Here is a 14821-nt window from a genome sequence, read left to right as displayed (position 1 = left end):
ATATGGGATTTGAATATTACATCATCATAGGTGCTATTACCTTACTGAGTTCAATTGTAAGTAACACTCTTAAAAGAAAATTTAAAAAATATTCTAAAATTAGCTTACGGAATGGAATGAGTGGTGCTGAAATTGCTCAAAAAATGTTAAATGACCATGGTATTTACGATGTTCAAGTAATTTCTACACCTGGAAGACTTACTGACCATTACAATCCTAAAAACAAAACTGTTAATTTAAGTGAAGCAGTTTATAATGAAAGAAATTCAGCTGCTGCTGCGGTTGCTGCACACGAAGTTGGACATGCTGTTCAACACGCTACTGCTTATAAATGGTTAGAAATGCGTTCTAGTTTGGTTCCTATGGTGGGGATTTCTTCTCAATTTTCTAACATATTAATTATGGCAGGATTAGTTCTTGGAGCTACTTCTGGTTTAGGATATTATGCATTAGCAGGTGGTGTTGCTTTAATGGCCGTAGCTACATTGTTTAGTTTTGTAACCTTGCCTGTTGAATATGATGCTAGTAATAGAGCTTTAGCATGGCTAGAAAACAAAAATATAGTTTCTAGGGAAGAATATGCTGGTTCTAAAGATGCTTTAAAATGGGCTGCTAGAACTTATTTAGTTGCTGCTCTTGGGTCATTAGCAATGCTTGCTTATTGGGTTTTAAAATTAGTTGCTGCTAATAGGGATTAAAAACATTAACAAACATTAACACCTTAGTTATCAGGCTTTTTAAAATATTTTTGTTAGGTTTGTGAATTCAAAACGTCTAATCGTTTAACCCTTAAATATTTTCCCCATGAAAAAAGCATTAATTTACGTTTTTGTGTTTGTGCTTCAGATTTCCTATTCTCAAGACATGACTACTACTAAAATTGGCAACCTTTTAAATAGTGTAAGTGACGACATTGTTAAAAGTGAAAACCAATGGCATTTTAAAATTAAAGAAATTTCTTTAGTTTGTATTGTTGATTCTGACCACAATAGAATGCGAATTATTTCGCCTATTGCAGAAAGTGACAGTTTATCTAGTGAACTTAAAACCGCAACACTTGCAGCTAATTTTCACTCTACTTTAGATGTAAGATATGCAATTGCAGACAATGTTTTATGGTCCGTATTTGTTCACCCCTTAAAAGAACTGACATCACAACAAACCTTAGATGCTGTAAATCAGGTTTATCACGCCAGCAAGAACTTTGGTTCTAGCTTTTCTAGTTCGTCTTTAGTTTTTCCTGAAAGGAAACAAACATCAGAAATAGAACATGTTATTACACAAGAGAAACAGCTGGTTGATAGAATATAAACACCCTTTTCTTTGTATTAAAAAAGTGTTTTCTTTTTGAAAGCACTTTTTTTATTACCCTAAATCCAATTTAACGGAAATTTATCCCACTTCATCAGAATCTTATTTAATTTTTTAAGCTCCTACTTCATCTTTGCTTCAAATTAATTAAGATTCAATTATGCAATATCCTACTACCTTTTTATTGCTTCTATTTTTAGGAAGCTTTTCATTACAAGCACAACACAGTATCACAGGAAAGGTTACTGACGAAAATAACTTAGCTATACCATACGCTAACATTATTCTAAATTCAATTTCTAAAACTGCAACTCCAAAAGGTGTTATTTCTGATGAAAATGGCAACTATTCTTTCAATAATATACCACAAAACAATTATCAATTAGAAGTATATGTTTTAGGTTTTCAGTTAAAAAAATCAGCAACGTTTAATTTATCAGAAGATAAAAAGCTTGATTTCATTTTAAAAGAAGAAAGTCAAACATTAAATGAAGTTGAGATTACAGCTAAACGCCCTATTATTAAGCAAACAGCCGAAAAATTAATCGTTGATTTACAAAAGTCAGACATGGTTAATGCCAACTTACAAGATGTAGTTAAAAGAATTCCTGGTGTTTTAGTAACTAATAACGGAATTAATTTTGCTGGACGTACTGATGTTCGCATTCTTATCAATGGAAAAACCACACATTATATGGATGTTAAAAGCTTGTTACGAGATTTGCCTGCTGACGCCATTGCTAAAGTGGAATTAATTGAACAACCTGGGGCAGAATTTGATGCTGAAGGTTCAGGTCCAATAATAAACATCATTTTAAGTAAAAATACTCGTTTAGGAACTCATGGAACTATTAATGGATGGATTGGCGAAGATCAAGGGTTTGAGTTTGGAAGTAGCGCTTCCATTGCTAGCTATAAAAACAAACTGAACTGGCAAGCAAATATTGGGATATCTAACCCTACATGGCGGGAAGATCTTTTTATTAAACGAACTATAAAAGATACTACTTATGATCAAACCACCATTGAACCATATGCTCCTAAAAGCTCTTGGGCTGGAGGTAACTTGGATTATTATATCAACGATTCCCATTCTATTGGGTTTGGAGCTAGGTTTAACCGTACTAAATCTGATAGAATTTCAAAAAGTACTACTATTATTTCTAGTCTAAACATACGTGAGAATCAAATTTCAGAAAATAGTTTTGACCGAACTAGAAACACTTTCAATTTTAACCCTTATTACGAATATAAAACAGATAAAAACAAGTTAACTATTGACTTTAACTATGTTCGTTATACCAATAATAACATAGACAACATCTACCAAACTTCTGGTAACACAGTTCAATTTGCTAACCAACGTTACCTACAAGATGGTGAGTTTACCATACGTACTTTTAAAATTGATTACAACCAAACGCTTTCTAATCATTTAAAAATTAGTTTTGGTAGCAAATACGCTATTGTTGATACCTCTAGCGATTTAAAATACTTTATTCAGAATGCCACAAACAATGCTTTTGATTTTCAAAAGGATTTAAGCAATATTTTTAAAATAGATGAAAAAATAGTTGCTTTGTACTCAAAGGTAAATTTTAACAAAGACACTTGGTCTTTTTCTGGAGGATTACGATTTGAAAACAGTAATACTAAAGGGTTTTCAAGCAACACTCAAAAATCTAATGATAGAAAAATTACCAAACTTTTCCCAAGTCTTTCTATCAGTAAAAAATTAAACGAACATTTAGGTCTTAATTTTGCTTATAGCTATCGTATTCAACGTCCTTCATACAATAGTTTAAATTCTTTTGCACAATATTATGACCCTTTAACTTCTGAAGTTGGAAATCCCAACCTTAAGCCTTCTTTTACCAACAACTTACAATTCAACTTAACATTTGACAGTCAACCTTTTTTTACAATAAGTTATAGCACAACTAAAGATGCCTTATTTCAATTTATTTCTCAAGACGATACTACAGCACAAGTTCAACGCTCTATTATCAACTTATCAGATAGAGAAAACTGGAATTTCCGCTTGTTTGGCCCTTTAAACTTTATAAAAAAACTAGATGGATTTACTGGATTTATTGTTAACTATAATAAATTTCAATCTGCCAACCTAACTCCTAAATTACTTCTAACAAAATGGAATTACGGATGGTACACACAAGCTAACTATTCATTACCTTGGGACATTAATTTTGAAATATCTAGTTATTTTGGATCTGGAGCATTAGAAGGTCAAATTGATATTGGTTGGATTGGAAATTTAGATTTTTCGATAGGGAAAAAGTTTTTAAATAAAAAATTGAAGGTAAATCTTGGTTTTAACAAAATGCTAAATAGAGGATATGTTGGAACTGTTAATTATAATAACATTAATGCTGCAATTGAAAGTAATGGATCTAGACAAAACATTCAGTTACGTGTAACGTATAGTTTTGGTTCTAAATTTGGCAAGAAAAAATCGAAAAGAAATTCTTCTAAAGAAGAAGAAAATAGAATAAACGACAATAATTAAACCAATACATCAATAATTTCAACAGCAAAAAATATGCAAACGTATTATAAATTTTTATTTGTAATTGGCCTTCTTTTTGAGGTCTTTGGGCAAGTTTTATTATCAAATGGAAATGGTTTTGTTTATGCGCAACAACCTATTGATTTTACACATTGGTTTTTACTTATAGGTGTAGCTTTTATGATTCCTGCAATTGGTTTATTCCCTAAAAATATATATACTTATATTGGGGTTCCAATTATTATAATTGGTATTGTATGTATTATTGGTATGTGTGTACTTGATTTTATTTGGTGGAGTCAACCAACTCAAGAAATAAGAAATGAATTTGCTTCACATATAGCTAAATTTCCAGCTATATGGAAACCTTTTATTACTACTGGCCCTAATTTTTTAAATATTGGTTTATTACTTTTAAGCTTTAATTATTTAAGAAAAAACAGAATAGGCGTAGCGTTCATTATAATAGCTACTTTAATTGTTTATTTTGGTCGTTTTATTCCACACAGACTTATTTATACTTATTTAATTACTGCTATCGGCTATACTATCCTATTTTTTAAAAAACCTCAACATGGATACTAAATTTTCAAAAACCGACTATATAATTCTAGCTATTTTTTACACTGTAAGTGTCATTATAAATATCTTAGATTATTATGAAGATAATGAAGACTTAATAGAATATCTTATAGATATCCCTATGTTTGTTTCTACTTCCTTTATAGGTGTTATAGTATTCATGCATTTTATTATACCTTCTTTTTTAATTAAACAGAAAAAATACATACCTTTTACCTTATGGAGTCTACTAACTATAGTTACTATAGGTATTATTGAACGATTTACTGGTTTTTTGTCAAGTGGACAGGATTGGTCCAAATTCCCTACAACATTTAACTTAATTCTATATAGCATTTTTAATGGTTCTGATTCTATTGGATTACCACTAGGCATTTTGGTAACAAAAAAGTTTTACGAATCTCAAACTCAAATTTCAAATATTCAAAAACAACAAAAAGAAAATGAACTTAAACTTTTACGTTCTCAAATTGACCCACATTTTCTTTTTAACAACTTAAACACTTTAGATTCTCTTATTGACATTGATACTGAAAAAGCTAAAGAGTATATTAATAAATTATCTTCTACCTACAGGTATTTAATAAAAACCAAAGACAGCGAAGTTATGGAGTTAAATGAAGAACTTTCATTTGCTAAAAATTACATTTTTCTTATTAAAACCCGTTTTGCTAATGACTATCTATTTAACATTGATATTCTAAGTTCTGTTAACAACAAGTTTATTCCTACAGGAGCTATACAAACCTTACTTGAAAATGTAGTAAAACATAACATACCCAATAAAAACTCGTCTATTAATACTTTTATCAAAGTAGAAGAAAATTATTTAAGTGTTGAAAATCAAAAATCTAATCAACCATCAAAAAAAGAATCATTAGGAACTGGATTAAATAATTTAAAAACACGTTATGAACTATTATCTGATCAAAAAGTAATTATTATCAATACAGAAACTAGTTTTTCTGTAACCATTCCTATTATTAAACTTAGCAGTTAATTAAAAACACTACTATATGGTAAATTTACTTAAATCAACCATCAAATTAAGCTTTTGAAAATTCAAATCTAACAAAATGTAATATGAAAATTTTAATTTTAGAAGACGAAATTCCAGCCTATCAAAAACTAATTAATTACTTAAATGATTTTTTTAATGAATCATTTCAACACGATTGGGCACGTTCTTTAACAGATGGAAAAGATTTTTTAGAAAAAGAAACCTATCATTTTATATTATCAGATATTCAGTTATTAGATGGTATTTCTTTTGATTTGTTTGATGAACACCCTATTAATTGTCCTATAGTATTTTGTTCTGCGTATGATAACTATTTACTGAAGGCTTTTAATGCTAATGGCATTGCTTATATTCTAAAGCCCTATACTAAAACTGATTTTAAAAATGCCATCAATAAGTACCTAAAACTCTTTAGTAAAAATAAAACTCCTTTACTAAATAAACAGTCGCTTTCTGAATTAAGATCTGTACTTCAAGAGGAAAACACTTACAAAAAACGCTTTGTTATAAAAAAAGCAAATGGAATTCAATTACTAAACACTACTGATATTAGTTTAATCGAAGCTGCTGGTGATTTTTGTATTGCCATTGACAGTCAAGGAAAACGCCATAGTATTTCACAAAAATTAAGTGCTATTAAAATCCAATTAAACCCTGTGAAGTTTTTTAAAATAAACAGAAGTCAAATTATTAATATTGATTTTATTGATAAAATAGAAAACCACTTTAAGAATCGTTTACTTATTACATATTCAGGAGGTCAAGAAAAAGCAATGACTAGTACTGCAATTACCTCTGAGTTTAGGAAATGGCTAGAAAAATAAAACTCCTTTCGAAACACTTCAAAAGGAGTTTACATATTCAATAAATAGCTTTAAGTCTATAACTTTTTTTAATTACTAAACTTTATTTTTCCATACAGTAACAATACTACTCCAATACCAGTTGTTAAACCAGAAAGTAATCCTAACCAGAAGCCACCAATTACATCTATACTCATAATAAATACTGATACTAAAAGTAGCATCCCTCCTAGTACTCTTAAATAATTCTTACTCTTTTTCATACTAACACTTATTCTAAAATTATTTTGTTTGTATATGTATGCGTCCCATCTGTCATTTTTACAAAATAAACTCCTTTAGCACACTTATCTAAATTAAGGTTTAACTGTTTATTCTGTAACCCTCTTGTTTTACTATATACAATTCTTCCTTGTACATCAAATACCTGCGTATATGCTTTAGTATCAGAAAAGCTTAATAATGATGTATCTATAGTAAAAACTCCATTAGATGGATTTGGATATAATCTCATGTTTTTGTTTAACACTATATCTTTTTCTAACCCTAGAGTATCATCTCCTTTTATTATTGCTATATATCCTTGTGAAGACCCACTTTCTGCAAATTGTTTATCCTTACTAAAACTTCCTACACCTCTATAATATCCACCAACTGCTATTTCTCCTTCATTATTAACCGCCACACCAGATGCATTGGTTGTACCAGAAGCAGCAAATGTTTTAACCCATTCTACCTCTCCTAAACCACTATATTTTATGATATAAGTGTTTTGACCATTTTCATACCCTTTATTTAACTCTATATTTTCATTAATAAATAAAGTTCCTTGATATCGACCTGAAACATATAAATTCCCTTCAGTATCAAAATCTATAGAAGAATAATTAAAGAAACGATCATCACTACCAATGGTTTTTACCCAATCAAACTCATTATTACTATTTAATTTTGCATAATAGTGATTCCATCTTTCAGCACGAGAATCAAAAGATGGTTTTATATCTCCGAAAACAAACTCTTTTGATTCCATAGCAAAACCTCCTATAAATTTCACATCTCCCTTTGTAACGATAGAAGTAGGCCAAGAGCTATTATTATAATGACTTGGTGCATGGCCATAATTAAACACATTTAAGAAGTTAAAATCTTTATCTAGCTCAAAAAACACATTGTTTCCATTTTTTGTTTCATCACTTTGAGGTTTATTAAGCACTTCCCCTCCGTAAGTTACTGTATCTCCTACAAGCTCCCCTACAATGAAAGTTTTGCCATTCTCTCCCTTTGTTGCATCTAACAAGTAGATTATTCTTTCTGCTTTTATTTCCGCTGTTTTATTTACTGTTAAATCTGAATTAAATAAAATAATTCTAGCCTTTTCAGTATTTAATGATTGACAAACAACCACCTTACCATTGTCTAATGAAGCTACATCATAGAAACCATGCTTTTCTCCATCGGGAGGAATCATTGTTGCACTATTTGTTATAACACCTTCAGATGAAAATTTTGCTACCATTAGCATTGTTAAATCCTCATTAGTAGTTGTAAAAAAAGTATTTCCTACTACCAATTCCCCTTTCATATTTCCCGCCAAAGTAAGCACTCCATCACTAAAACTGATTGACTCTCCTATTCCAGAAACAGGCATAAAATCTCCTTCTATTTTTTTACTCCAAATAACATTATTATTATAATCCACTTTTATTAAAGTATGTTTTGTGTTATATGCAGTATTAATTTTTCTTCCGTCTTTGATTAAAGCATAATAATGGTTATCATTATCAGAAATCACATCAACAACAGTAGAGTTTTCACTGTTTTCACTAATCAATTCTTTACTCCATTGCTCATCATTATTAATAAACTTAGTGATCGTTAAATGTAAGTTATCTAAATTAACTTTAGATTTAATTTCCTCTCCGTTTAAGCCAAAAATTGATTTATCATTACCACTAATACTCGTAGAAACATTATTAAAAGTCCCTTCTTTAAAGTTTACTTTGTTCAAAGTTGTAGTTGATTGTACTCTATATAGAAAAGTCAATTCATCATTCTCATCATATAAAAAATTGACTTCTTTAACAAAATTATCTAGTGTCTCATATTTATCTTGAGGAAACCTTACTAAATCATTAACTAAACCATCAGTTTTGTTTACATTAATTATAAAAGGAAAGATAGAATTATCATTATCACCTAATGGCTTAATCAATGTGTTGTTGACAGTTGCATTACCACTTGTAGCCCCTGCTAAATATAACTTTCCATTTTTTTCATTAAACTTTCCTAATTTAGATAGTTTCATAAAACCAGTATTTAAATCATACGAAAAAACATGCCCCCAATCTGCTAACTGATCTTCTCCAATAGCCGCGTATACCAAACCAGTTCTTCCTCCTGTATAATCAAGTTGAATTGAATCAATAAGTACGGTTTGTGTGATTTCACCAGTAATAAAAATAGTATCATTAGAATAATGAACATCTGTTAATACTAGATTAGCATCAAAGCTTTTTAATAATGACATCCCCACTTGTTCTAGCTTATGTATTTCATTACCTTTTGCTAACAACACAACTCCATTTGAAGCATTTATACTTAATCTTGGTGTACCTTTTGTTACTTCTGGAAAAACTATTTCATGTATTTCAGACACCTCCCCATCTAATGTGTATTTTGCTAAGAAATAGTCTTTATAAATCCCACTTCCTCCCAATGTACGTCCAGATAATGTATCTTCAGATTTAAAGTCTCCTAAAACATACACAAAACCTCCATGCAACTGGAACTGGTATGCATTAACACTTCCATTTAGCTTACTATCACTGTTTGTTACCCATTGCAATACACCTTCTGCATTAAATTTTGCTAAAAAAATATTAGAATTTACGCCTTCACTATTTATAGTTTGAGTATCAATGGAAGTCTCTCCATAAAAATTCCCCAAAACATATAAATTTCCATCCGTATCTTTTTGCATTTCTATTACGGATTCTATTCCATTTCCTCCAAAGGTTAATACATTTTTCCAATCTGGTGGACTACCATATTCAGACGGAATCACTTGTGCTGTGCTAATTATTGATACAATTGCAAGGATAATTAAGAGTAGATTTCTCTTCATATTACTATTATTTATATTGAATTAATTACTTTTTCTTTACTAACCTCTATTATATTTAGAAGCTGCTATATTCTTAAAACAAAAAAGTCTAAAAGTAAACAATGTCACCTTTAGACTTTTTCAACTTAATTTCTTAGCGGGTGCTAAACTATAACATAAAACCCTAAGAAACAACAGTTAATTTATTTTTTAATCATTTAATTTTAAAACAGCCATAAATGCTTGCTGAGGAATCTCTACATTTCCTACTTGACGCATACGTTTTTTACCTTTTTTCTGTTTTTCTAATAATTTACGTTTACGTGAAATATCTCCCCCATAACATTTTGCAGTAACGTCTTTACGAAGTGCTTTTACTGTTTCACGAGCAATAATCTTTGCTCCGATAGCCGCCTGAATAGGAATATCAAATTGTTGACGCGGAATCAATTCTTTTAATTTTTCACAAATACGTTTTCCTATTGAATATGCATTACTATCATGTAACAATGCCGAAAGCGCATCAACTGTCTGACCATTTAAAAGCATATCTACACGTACTAATTTTGATTTTTTCATTCCTATTGGATGATAATCAAAAGAAGCATATCCTTTAGAAACTGTTTTTAATCTATCATAAAAATCAAATACAATTTCTGCTAATGGCATTTCGAAAATTAACTCAACACGCACAGGTGTTAAATAAGTTTGGTTTATAATTTGCCCTCGCTTTTCTATACACAAACTCATTACTTGTCCAACAAAATCTGATTTTGTAATAATAGAAGCTTTAATAAACGGCTCTTCTACCCTATCCAACTTTGATGGATCAGGTAAGTCTGTTGGGTTATTTACAATAATAATTTCATCCGGTTCTTTTTTTGTAAAAGCATGGTATGATACGTTAGGAACTGTGGTAATAACCGTCATATTAAACTCACGTTCTAAACGCTCTTGAATAATTTCCATGTGTAACATTCCTAAAAACCCACATCGGAAACCAAAACCTAAAGCAGCAGAACTTTCTGGCTGAAATACTAAAGAAGCATCATTCAACTGCAATTTTTCCATAGAATTTCTCAACTCTTCATAATCTTCCGTATCCACTGGATAAATACCCGCAAATACCATTGGCTTTACATCTTCAAAACCTTCAATAGTATCAGTAGTTGGGTTCACAAAATCGGTAATTGTATCTCCTACTTTTACTTCTTTTGCTGTTTTTATACCTGTAATTAAGTACCCAACATCTCCTGTTTTTATTTCTTTTTTAGGCTCTTGATTTAATTTTAAAGTTCCAACTTCATCAGCAAAATAATCATTACCTGTAGCCATGAACTTAATTTTCTGGTTCTTTTTAATTGAACCATCAATAATCCTAAAATAGGTTTCAATCCCTCTATATGAGTTGTATACACTATCAAAAATTAATGCTTTTAAAGGAGCATCAGGATTTCCTTTAGGAGCAGGTATTCTATCAATAATTGCTTCTAGTATATTATCAACTCCAAATCCTGTTTTCCCACTAGCAGGAATTACATCCTCAGGGTCACAACCTAACAAGTCAACAATATCATCTGTTACTTCCTCAGGATTTGCACTTGGTAGATCTACTTTATTTAGCACTGGAATAATCTCCAAATCATTTTCTAATGCCAAGTATAAATTAGATATTGTTTGTGCTTGAATACTTTGTGCAGCATCTACAATTAACAAAGCACCTTCACAAGCAGCAATTGATCGAGAAACTTCGTATGAAAAATCAACGTGTCCTGGGGTATCAATTAAGTTTAAGATGTATTGCTCACCATTGTGTACATAATCCATTTGAATTGCGTGTGACTTTATGGTAATACCACGTTCACGCTCCAAATCCATATTATCTAATAATTGATCTTGCTTTTCCCTCTCTGTTACCGTTTGTGTAAAATCTAACAAACGATCTGCCAAAGTACTCTTACCATGATCTATATGTGCAATGATGCAAAAATTTCTAATATTTTTCATGTACGTTATTCTAATCTACTGATGACCGACAAAGATACGCTATTTAACCATGTTAACAAATAAAACCTTATAGCAATAAAAGCTTTTTTTTAACAAAATCTAAGTAGGGTTTTTAGTTTTCAGAATGTTTTATAATTACCGAGTTGTTATATTTAAAACTTCATTTTATGTAGAAAATTTTACTTATATTTATTCCAAGGAAAATAAATCCTAGTATTTCTTTTCTAAGGAATGTTTAATTTTTAACTTTAAACAATCGTAACATGAACAACAAAACAAAAGTATTAGCATTTTTAAGTTTAGGATTATTTTTAACGAGCTGCTCAAAATCAGAGGTTCCAGTTACCCCTCCTCCAGCCGAAGAAATTACTTATACAAAAAATGTAAAAGTTATTGTAGACAACAGTTGTGCTACTTCTGGTTGTCATGCTGCAACAAGTCCTGCCGCAGGTTTAGCCTTAACAACCTTTCAACAAGTTAAAAACGCTGCCGAAAATGGTAACTTCCATGCAAGAATTGACAATAACACCATGCCTCCCTCAGCCCCACTTGCCTCAGATAAAAAAAGCATTATTGACAAATGGAAAACTGACGGATATCTAGAATAAAAATTAATTAACAATATGAGACTATTAATCGTTTTATTACTTGTTGGGCAATCAATTTTTGCCCAAAAGTATTTTACCAGAACTGGAACTACAGAATTTAAAGCTTCTGTAGACGCTTTTGAGCCAGTTGAAGCTACTAATAAAAGCACTTCTGCTATTTTAACTTCTAGTGGTGATGTCGCTTCACAACTTTTTGTAAACGCTTTTAAATTTAAAATAGCTTTAATGCAAGAGCATTTTAATGAAAACTATATGGATTCTGACACGCATCCAAAAGCTACTTTTAGAGGAAAAATTGAAAGTTTTGATGTTGAGAATATTTCTTCAAAAGCGTATAATTTAAAAGGAAAATTAACCGTAAAAGGTGTAGCAAAAGAAATTACCGTTCCTATTAAGTTAAAAAAGGAAGGTGACAAAATAAACTTAACTGGTAACTTTAATGTAAGTCCTCAGGATTTTAACATCAAAATCCCAAGTATCGTTAGAAAAAAAATAGCTGACAAAATTAATATCTCTATTGATTATGAGCTTAACAAAAAAAAGTAAATGGTTATTCATAATACTAGGAATTCTTCTTATTGGAGGATTCTTAGTTTATAAACAAATATACAAACCTCATAAAACAACTGAGGAGATTGAGGCTATTTACACAGGTTCTTCAACCAACTTTGTAAAAGAACTTGAAAAAGGTTTTGATCAATGGAACAACAAGACTATAGAGTTAAATGGTACTATTACCTCTATTGTTGATAATGGCTTTATTTTAGATGATTTTATTTTTTGTCAACTAAGAGAAGACAACACATTATCAAAAAAACAAAACGATCAAATAACAGTAAAAGGTACTGTTATTGGTTATGATGAACTATTAAATGAATTAAAATTAAACCAATGCATTATAAAATAATTTGTATTAAAAAAGCACTACTTTCTTTAACCTTATTATTAGCATCATCTTTTACTATCTTGGCTCAAGATGATTTATTAGATGAACTTGACAGCGATTCAAGTAATCAAACACAATTTGATTTACCAGCATTTAAAACTTTAAAAATAGGCAACTTACAATCAACTAAAATTGCTGACAAAGGAGATTTATATCTAATTGTTTCTCACAGATTTGGTCCTTTAGAAGAAGGTTTAGAAACATTTTTTGGTTTAGATCAGGCCAACACTAAAATTGAGCTTTTATATAGTTTTTGGGACGGCGTACAATTTAGTATAAGCAGGGAATCATTTGAAAGAACTTTTGCTGCTGCTGCTAAATTTCGTTTAGCTAAACAATCCAATAAATTCCCATTAAATTTAGCTGGTTATGCTACTATTAATAGAAATACAGAAATTAAGGATTCTTCCTTCCCTAATTTCACTTTAAAAGACTCTGATAAATATAGTTATTCTTTACAGTTATTAGCTTCTCGTAGGTTTTCTAAAGAGTTTTCTTTTCAAATAGCGCCAACCTTAATTAGAGAAAACTTACAGGTTTTAGATATTGTTAAAGAAGCCAATCATAATCAATTTGCCATGGGCTTTGGCGGGCGCTACAAAATAAGTAAGCGTGTAAGCTTAAATGCAGAATATGTTTACAATTTTAACAGACATAAAGATTCAAGATATACAAATCCATACACATTTGGGGTTGATATAGAAACTGGAGGTCACGTATTCCAATTACTATTCACCAATGCACAGTCAAGCAATGAACCTGGCTTTATAAGTAAGGCTAGTGGTGACATTGCCTTTGGTTTTAACATTGTAAGAGTGTTCTAAGCCTACTACATTTATTCTACGTTAAAAAGGTTTCTGTAATGGAAACCTTTTTTTTAGCTAAAAAATAAAGAGTAAATTTGCCAAAATTTTTTGGTTTGGTTAAAATAGATAAGATAGAGTTACCTGATTTTCCGCTTTTACTAGCACCAATGGAAGATGTTAGTGATCCTCCTTTTAGAGCTTTATGTAAAGAGAACGGAGCAGATGTTGTTTATACCGAATTTATTTCCTCTGAAGGTTTAATTCGTGATGCCGCTAAAAGCGTGATGAAGTTAGATATTTATGAAAAGGAGCGTCCAGTTGGTATTCAAATATTTGGAGCTAACCTAGATTCAATGCTACGTTCTGTTGAGATTGTTGAAAAAACCAATCCGGATATTATTGATATTAACTTTGGTTGCCCAGTAAAAAAAGTAGTTTCTAAAGGTGCTGGTGCTGGTATTTTAAAAGATATTGACCTGATGGTTAAGTTAACCGAAGCTATGGTTAAACATACTAGCTTACCTATAACTGTTAAAACTCGTTTAGGTTGGGATCATGATTCTATTAGAATCGTAGAAGTTGCCGAACGTTTACAAGACGTTGGTTGTAAAGCTATTTCTATCCATGGACGTACTAGAGCACAAATGTATAAAGGGAATGCTGATTGGAAACCAATTGCTGAAGTTAAAAACAACCCTAGAATGCACATTCCTGTTTTTGGAAATGGAGACGTTGACTCTCCTGAAAGAGCTATGGAGATGCGAGACAAATATGGTTTAGATGGATGTATGATAGGTAGAGCTTCTATTGGTTATCCTTGGTTTTTTAACGAAGTAAAACACTTTTTTAAAACTGGTGAACACTTACCGAAACCTAGTATTGTTGAACGTGCAGAAATGGCTCGTCGTCACTTAGAGATGTCTATTGACTGGAAAGGCGAACATTTAGGTGTTGTTGAAACTAGAAGACATTATACTAACTATTTTAAAGGAATTCCACATTTTAAAGAATATCGTCTTAAAATGGTTACTTCTGACGATCCTCAAGATGTTTTTGATACTTTTGAGCTAGTCAAAGAAAAGTTTGGTTCTTAGTATTAACTAA

Annotated in this window: 14 protein-coding genes; 11 read left to right on the top strand and 3 right to left on the bottom strand. The window is 30.6% G+C overall.

What is annotated here, in order from left to right:
• The first annotated feature begins 2 nt into the window (after nt 1-2).
• From ABNT65_RS18045 to ABNT65_RS18020, 6 genes are all read left to right on the top strand, one after another.
• Nucleotides 3-698 carry a zinc metallopeptidase gene (locus ABNT65_RS18045; protein WP_348702645.1) on the top strand — a complete coding sequence of 232 codons (696 nt, stop codon included), beginning with the start codon at nt 3-5 and terminating at the stop codon, nt 696-698.
• Between the two features lie 166 nt (nt 699-864).
• Complete coding sequence (locus ABNT65_RS18040) at nt 865-1311, top strand: hypothetical protein (protein WP_348746513.1); 447 nt, start codon at nt 865-867, stop codon at nt 1309-1311.
• Between the two features lie 160 nt (nt 1312-1471).
• A complete protein-coding gene (locus tag ABNT65_RS18035) occupies nt 1472-3838 on the top strand; it encodes an outer membrane beta-barrel protein (RefSeq protein WP_348746512.1) in 2367 nt (788 codons plus the stop codon).
• 33 nt (nt 3839-3871) lie between these two features.
• Complete coding sequence (locus tag ABNT65_RS18030) at nt 3872-4423, top strand: hypothetical protein (protein ID WP_348746511.1); 552 nt, start codon at nt 3872-3874, stop codon at nt 4421-4423.
• The gene (locus ABNT65_RS18025; protein ID WP_348702641.1) at nt 4413-5420 is read left to right on the top strand and encodes a sensor histidine kinase; all 1008 of its coding nucleotides are present in this window, start codon (nt 4413-4415) and stop codon (nt 5418-5420) included. Before ABNT65_RS18030 ends, ABNT65_RS18025 begins: the two co-directional genes overlap by 11 nt.
• Before the next feature lie 83 nt (nt 5421-5503).
• A complete protein-coding gene (locus tag ABNT65_RS18020; RefSeq protein ID WP_348736678.1) occupies nt 5504-6265 on the top strand; it encodes a LytTR family DNA-binding domain-containing protein in 762 nt (253 codons plus the stop codon).
• 68 nt (nt 6266-6333) lie between these two features.
• On the opposite strand, the gene ABNT65_RS18015 is transcribed toward ABNT65_RS18020, so the two are convergent.
• From ABNT65_RS18015 to lepA, 3 genes are all read right to left on the bottom strand, one after another.
• Nucleotides 6334-6507, bottom strand: a complete 174-nt coding sequence (locus ABNT65_RS18015) for a hypothetical protein (RefSeq protein ID WP_348746510.1) — start codon at nt 6505-6507, stop codon at nt 6334-6336.
• Between the two features lie 8 nt (nt 6508-6515).
• Entirely contained in the window at nt 6516-9371 is a 2856-nt protein-coding gene (locus tag ABNT65_RS18010; protein WP_348746509.1) for a T9SS type A sorting domain-containing protein, read from the bottom strand.
• Between the two features lie 189 nt (nt 9372-9560).
• Nucleotides 9561-11357 (bottom strand): translation elongation factor 4, encoded by a 1797-nt coding sequence (lepA, locus tag ABNT65_RS18005; protein WP_348702637.1) that lies wholly within the window; start codon nt 11355-11357, stop codon nt 9561-9563.
• A gap of 263 nt (nt 11358-11620) precedes the next feature.
• Here lepA and ABNT65_RS18000 point away from each other — a divergent pair, with 263 nt between their 5' ends.
• The 5 genes from ABNT65_RS18000 (at nt 11621) to dusB (ending at nt 14811) form a co-directional block, all read left to right on the top strand.
• Nucleotides 11621-11965: a hypothetical protein gene (locus ABNT65_RS18000; protein WP_348702636.1), complete on the top strand. Its 345-nt coding sequence runs from the start codon at nt 11621-11623 to the stop codon at nt 11963-11965.
• A 15-nt stretch (nt 11966-11980) separates the two neighbouring features.
• Nucleotides 11981-12511, top strand: coding sequence for a YceI family protein (locus tag ABNT65_RS17995; protein ID WP_348746508.1), 531 nt, complete (start codon nt 11981-11983; stop codon nt 12509-12511).
• On the top strand, nt 12489-12872 hold the full coding sequence (locus ABNT65_RS17990) for a hypothetical protein (protein ID WP_348702634.1): 384 nt from the start codon (nt 12489-12491) through the stop codon (nt 12870-12872). The genes ABNT65_RS17995 and ABNT65_RS17990 overlap by 23 nt, the downstream gene beginning before the upstream one ends.
• Nucleotides 12857-13735 (top strand): DUF5777 family beta-barrel protein, encoded by an 879-nt coding sequence (locus ABNT65_RS17985; RefSeq protein ID WP_348702633.1) that lies wholly within the window; start codon nt 12857-12859, stop codon nt 13733-13735. Before ABNT65_RS17990 ends, ABNT65_RS17985 begins: the two co-directional genes overlap by 16 nt.
• A 95-nt stretch (nt 13736-13830) precedes the next feature.
• Nucleotides 13831-14811: a tRNA dihydrouridine synthase DusB gene (gene dusB / locus ABNT65_RS17980; protein WP_348702668.1), complete on the top strand. Its 981-nt coding sequence runs from the start codon at nt 13831-13833 to the stop codon at nt 14809-14811.
• Nucleotides 14812-14821: the final 10 nt, after the last annotated feature.

The organism is Tenacibaculum sp. 190524A02b (assembly GCF_964036645.1).
Classification (GTDB): domain Bacteria; phylum Bacteroidota; class Bacteroidia; order Flavobacteriales; family Flavobacteriaceae; genus Polaribacter; species Polaribacter vairaonense.
This window is presented reverse-complemented; position numbering and strand designations above follow the sequence as displayed.

Excerpts from the sequence above, each read along its gene's own strand:
- ABNT65_RS17990 (WP_348702634.1), top strand. The coding sequence starts at position 12,489 with ATGAGCTTAACAAAAAAAAGTAAATGGTTATTCATAATACTAGGAATT.
- ABNT65_RS18025 (WP_348702641.1), top strand. The coding sequence starts at position 4,413 with ATGGATACTAAATTTTCAAAAACCGACTATATAATTCTAGCTATTTTT.
- ABNT65_RS17995 (WP_348746508.1), top strand. The coding sequence starts at position 11,981 with ATGAGACTATTAATCGTTTTATTACTTGTTGGGCAATCAATTTTTGCC.
- ABNT65_RS18010 (WP_348746509.1), bottom strand. The coding sequence starts at position 9,371 with ATGAAGAGAAATCTACTCTTAATTATCCTTGCAATTGTATCAATAATT.
- ABNT65_RS18000 (WP_348702636.1), top strand. The coding sequence starts at position 11,621 with ATGAACAACAAAACAAAAGTATTAGCATTTTTAAGTTTAGGATTATTT.
- ABNT65_RS18035 (WP_348746512.1), top strand. The coding sequence starts at position 1,472 with ATGCAATATCCTACTACCTTTTTATTGCTTCTATTTTTAGGAAGCTTT.
- ABNT65_RS18015 (WP_348746510.1), bottom strand. The coding sequence starts at position 6,507 with ATGAAAAAGAGTAAGAATTATTTAAGAGTACTAGGAGGGATGCTACTT.
- ABNT65_RS18045 (WP_348702645.1), top strand. The coding sequence starts at position 3 with ATGGGATTTGAATATTACATCATCATAGGTGCTATTACCTTACTGAGT.
- lepA (WP_348702637.1), bottom strand. The coding sequence starts at position 11,357 with ATGAAAAATATTAGAAATTTTTGCATCATTGCACATATAGATCATGGT.
- ABNT65_RS17985 (WP_348702633.1), top strand. The coding sequence starts at position 12,857 with ATGCATTATAAAATAATTTGTATTAAAAAAGCACTACTTTCTTTAACC.
- ABNT65_RS18030 (WP_348746511.1), top strand. The coding sequence starts at position 3,872 with ATGCAAACGTATTATAAATTTTTATTTGTAATTGGCCTTCTTTTTGAG.
- ABNT65_RS18020 (WP_348736678.1), top strand. The coding sequence starts at position 5,504 with ATGAAAATTTTAATTTTAGAAGACGAAATTCCAGCCTATCAAAAACTA.
- ABNT65_RS18040 (WP_348746513.1), top strand. The coding sequence starts at position 865 with ATGACTACTACTAAAATTGGCAACCTTTTAAATAGTGTAAGTGACGAC.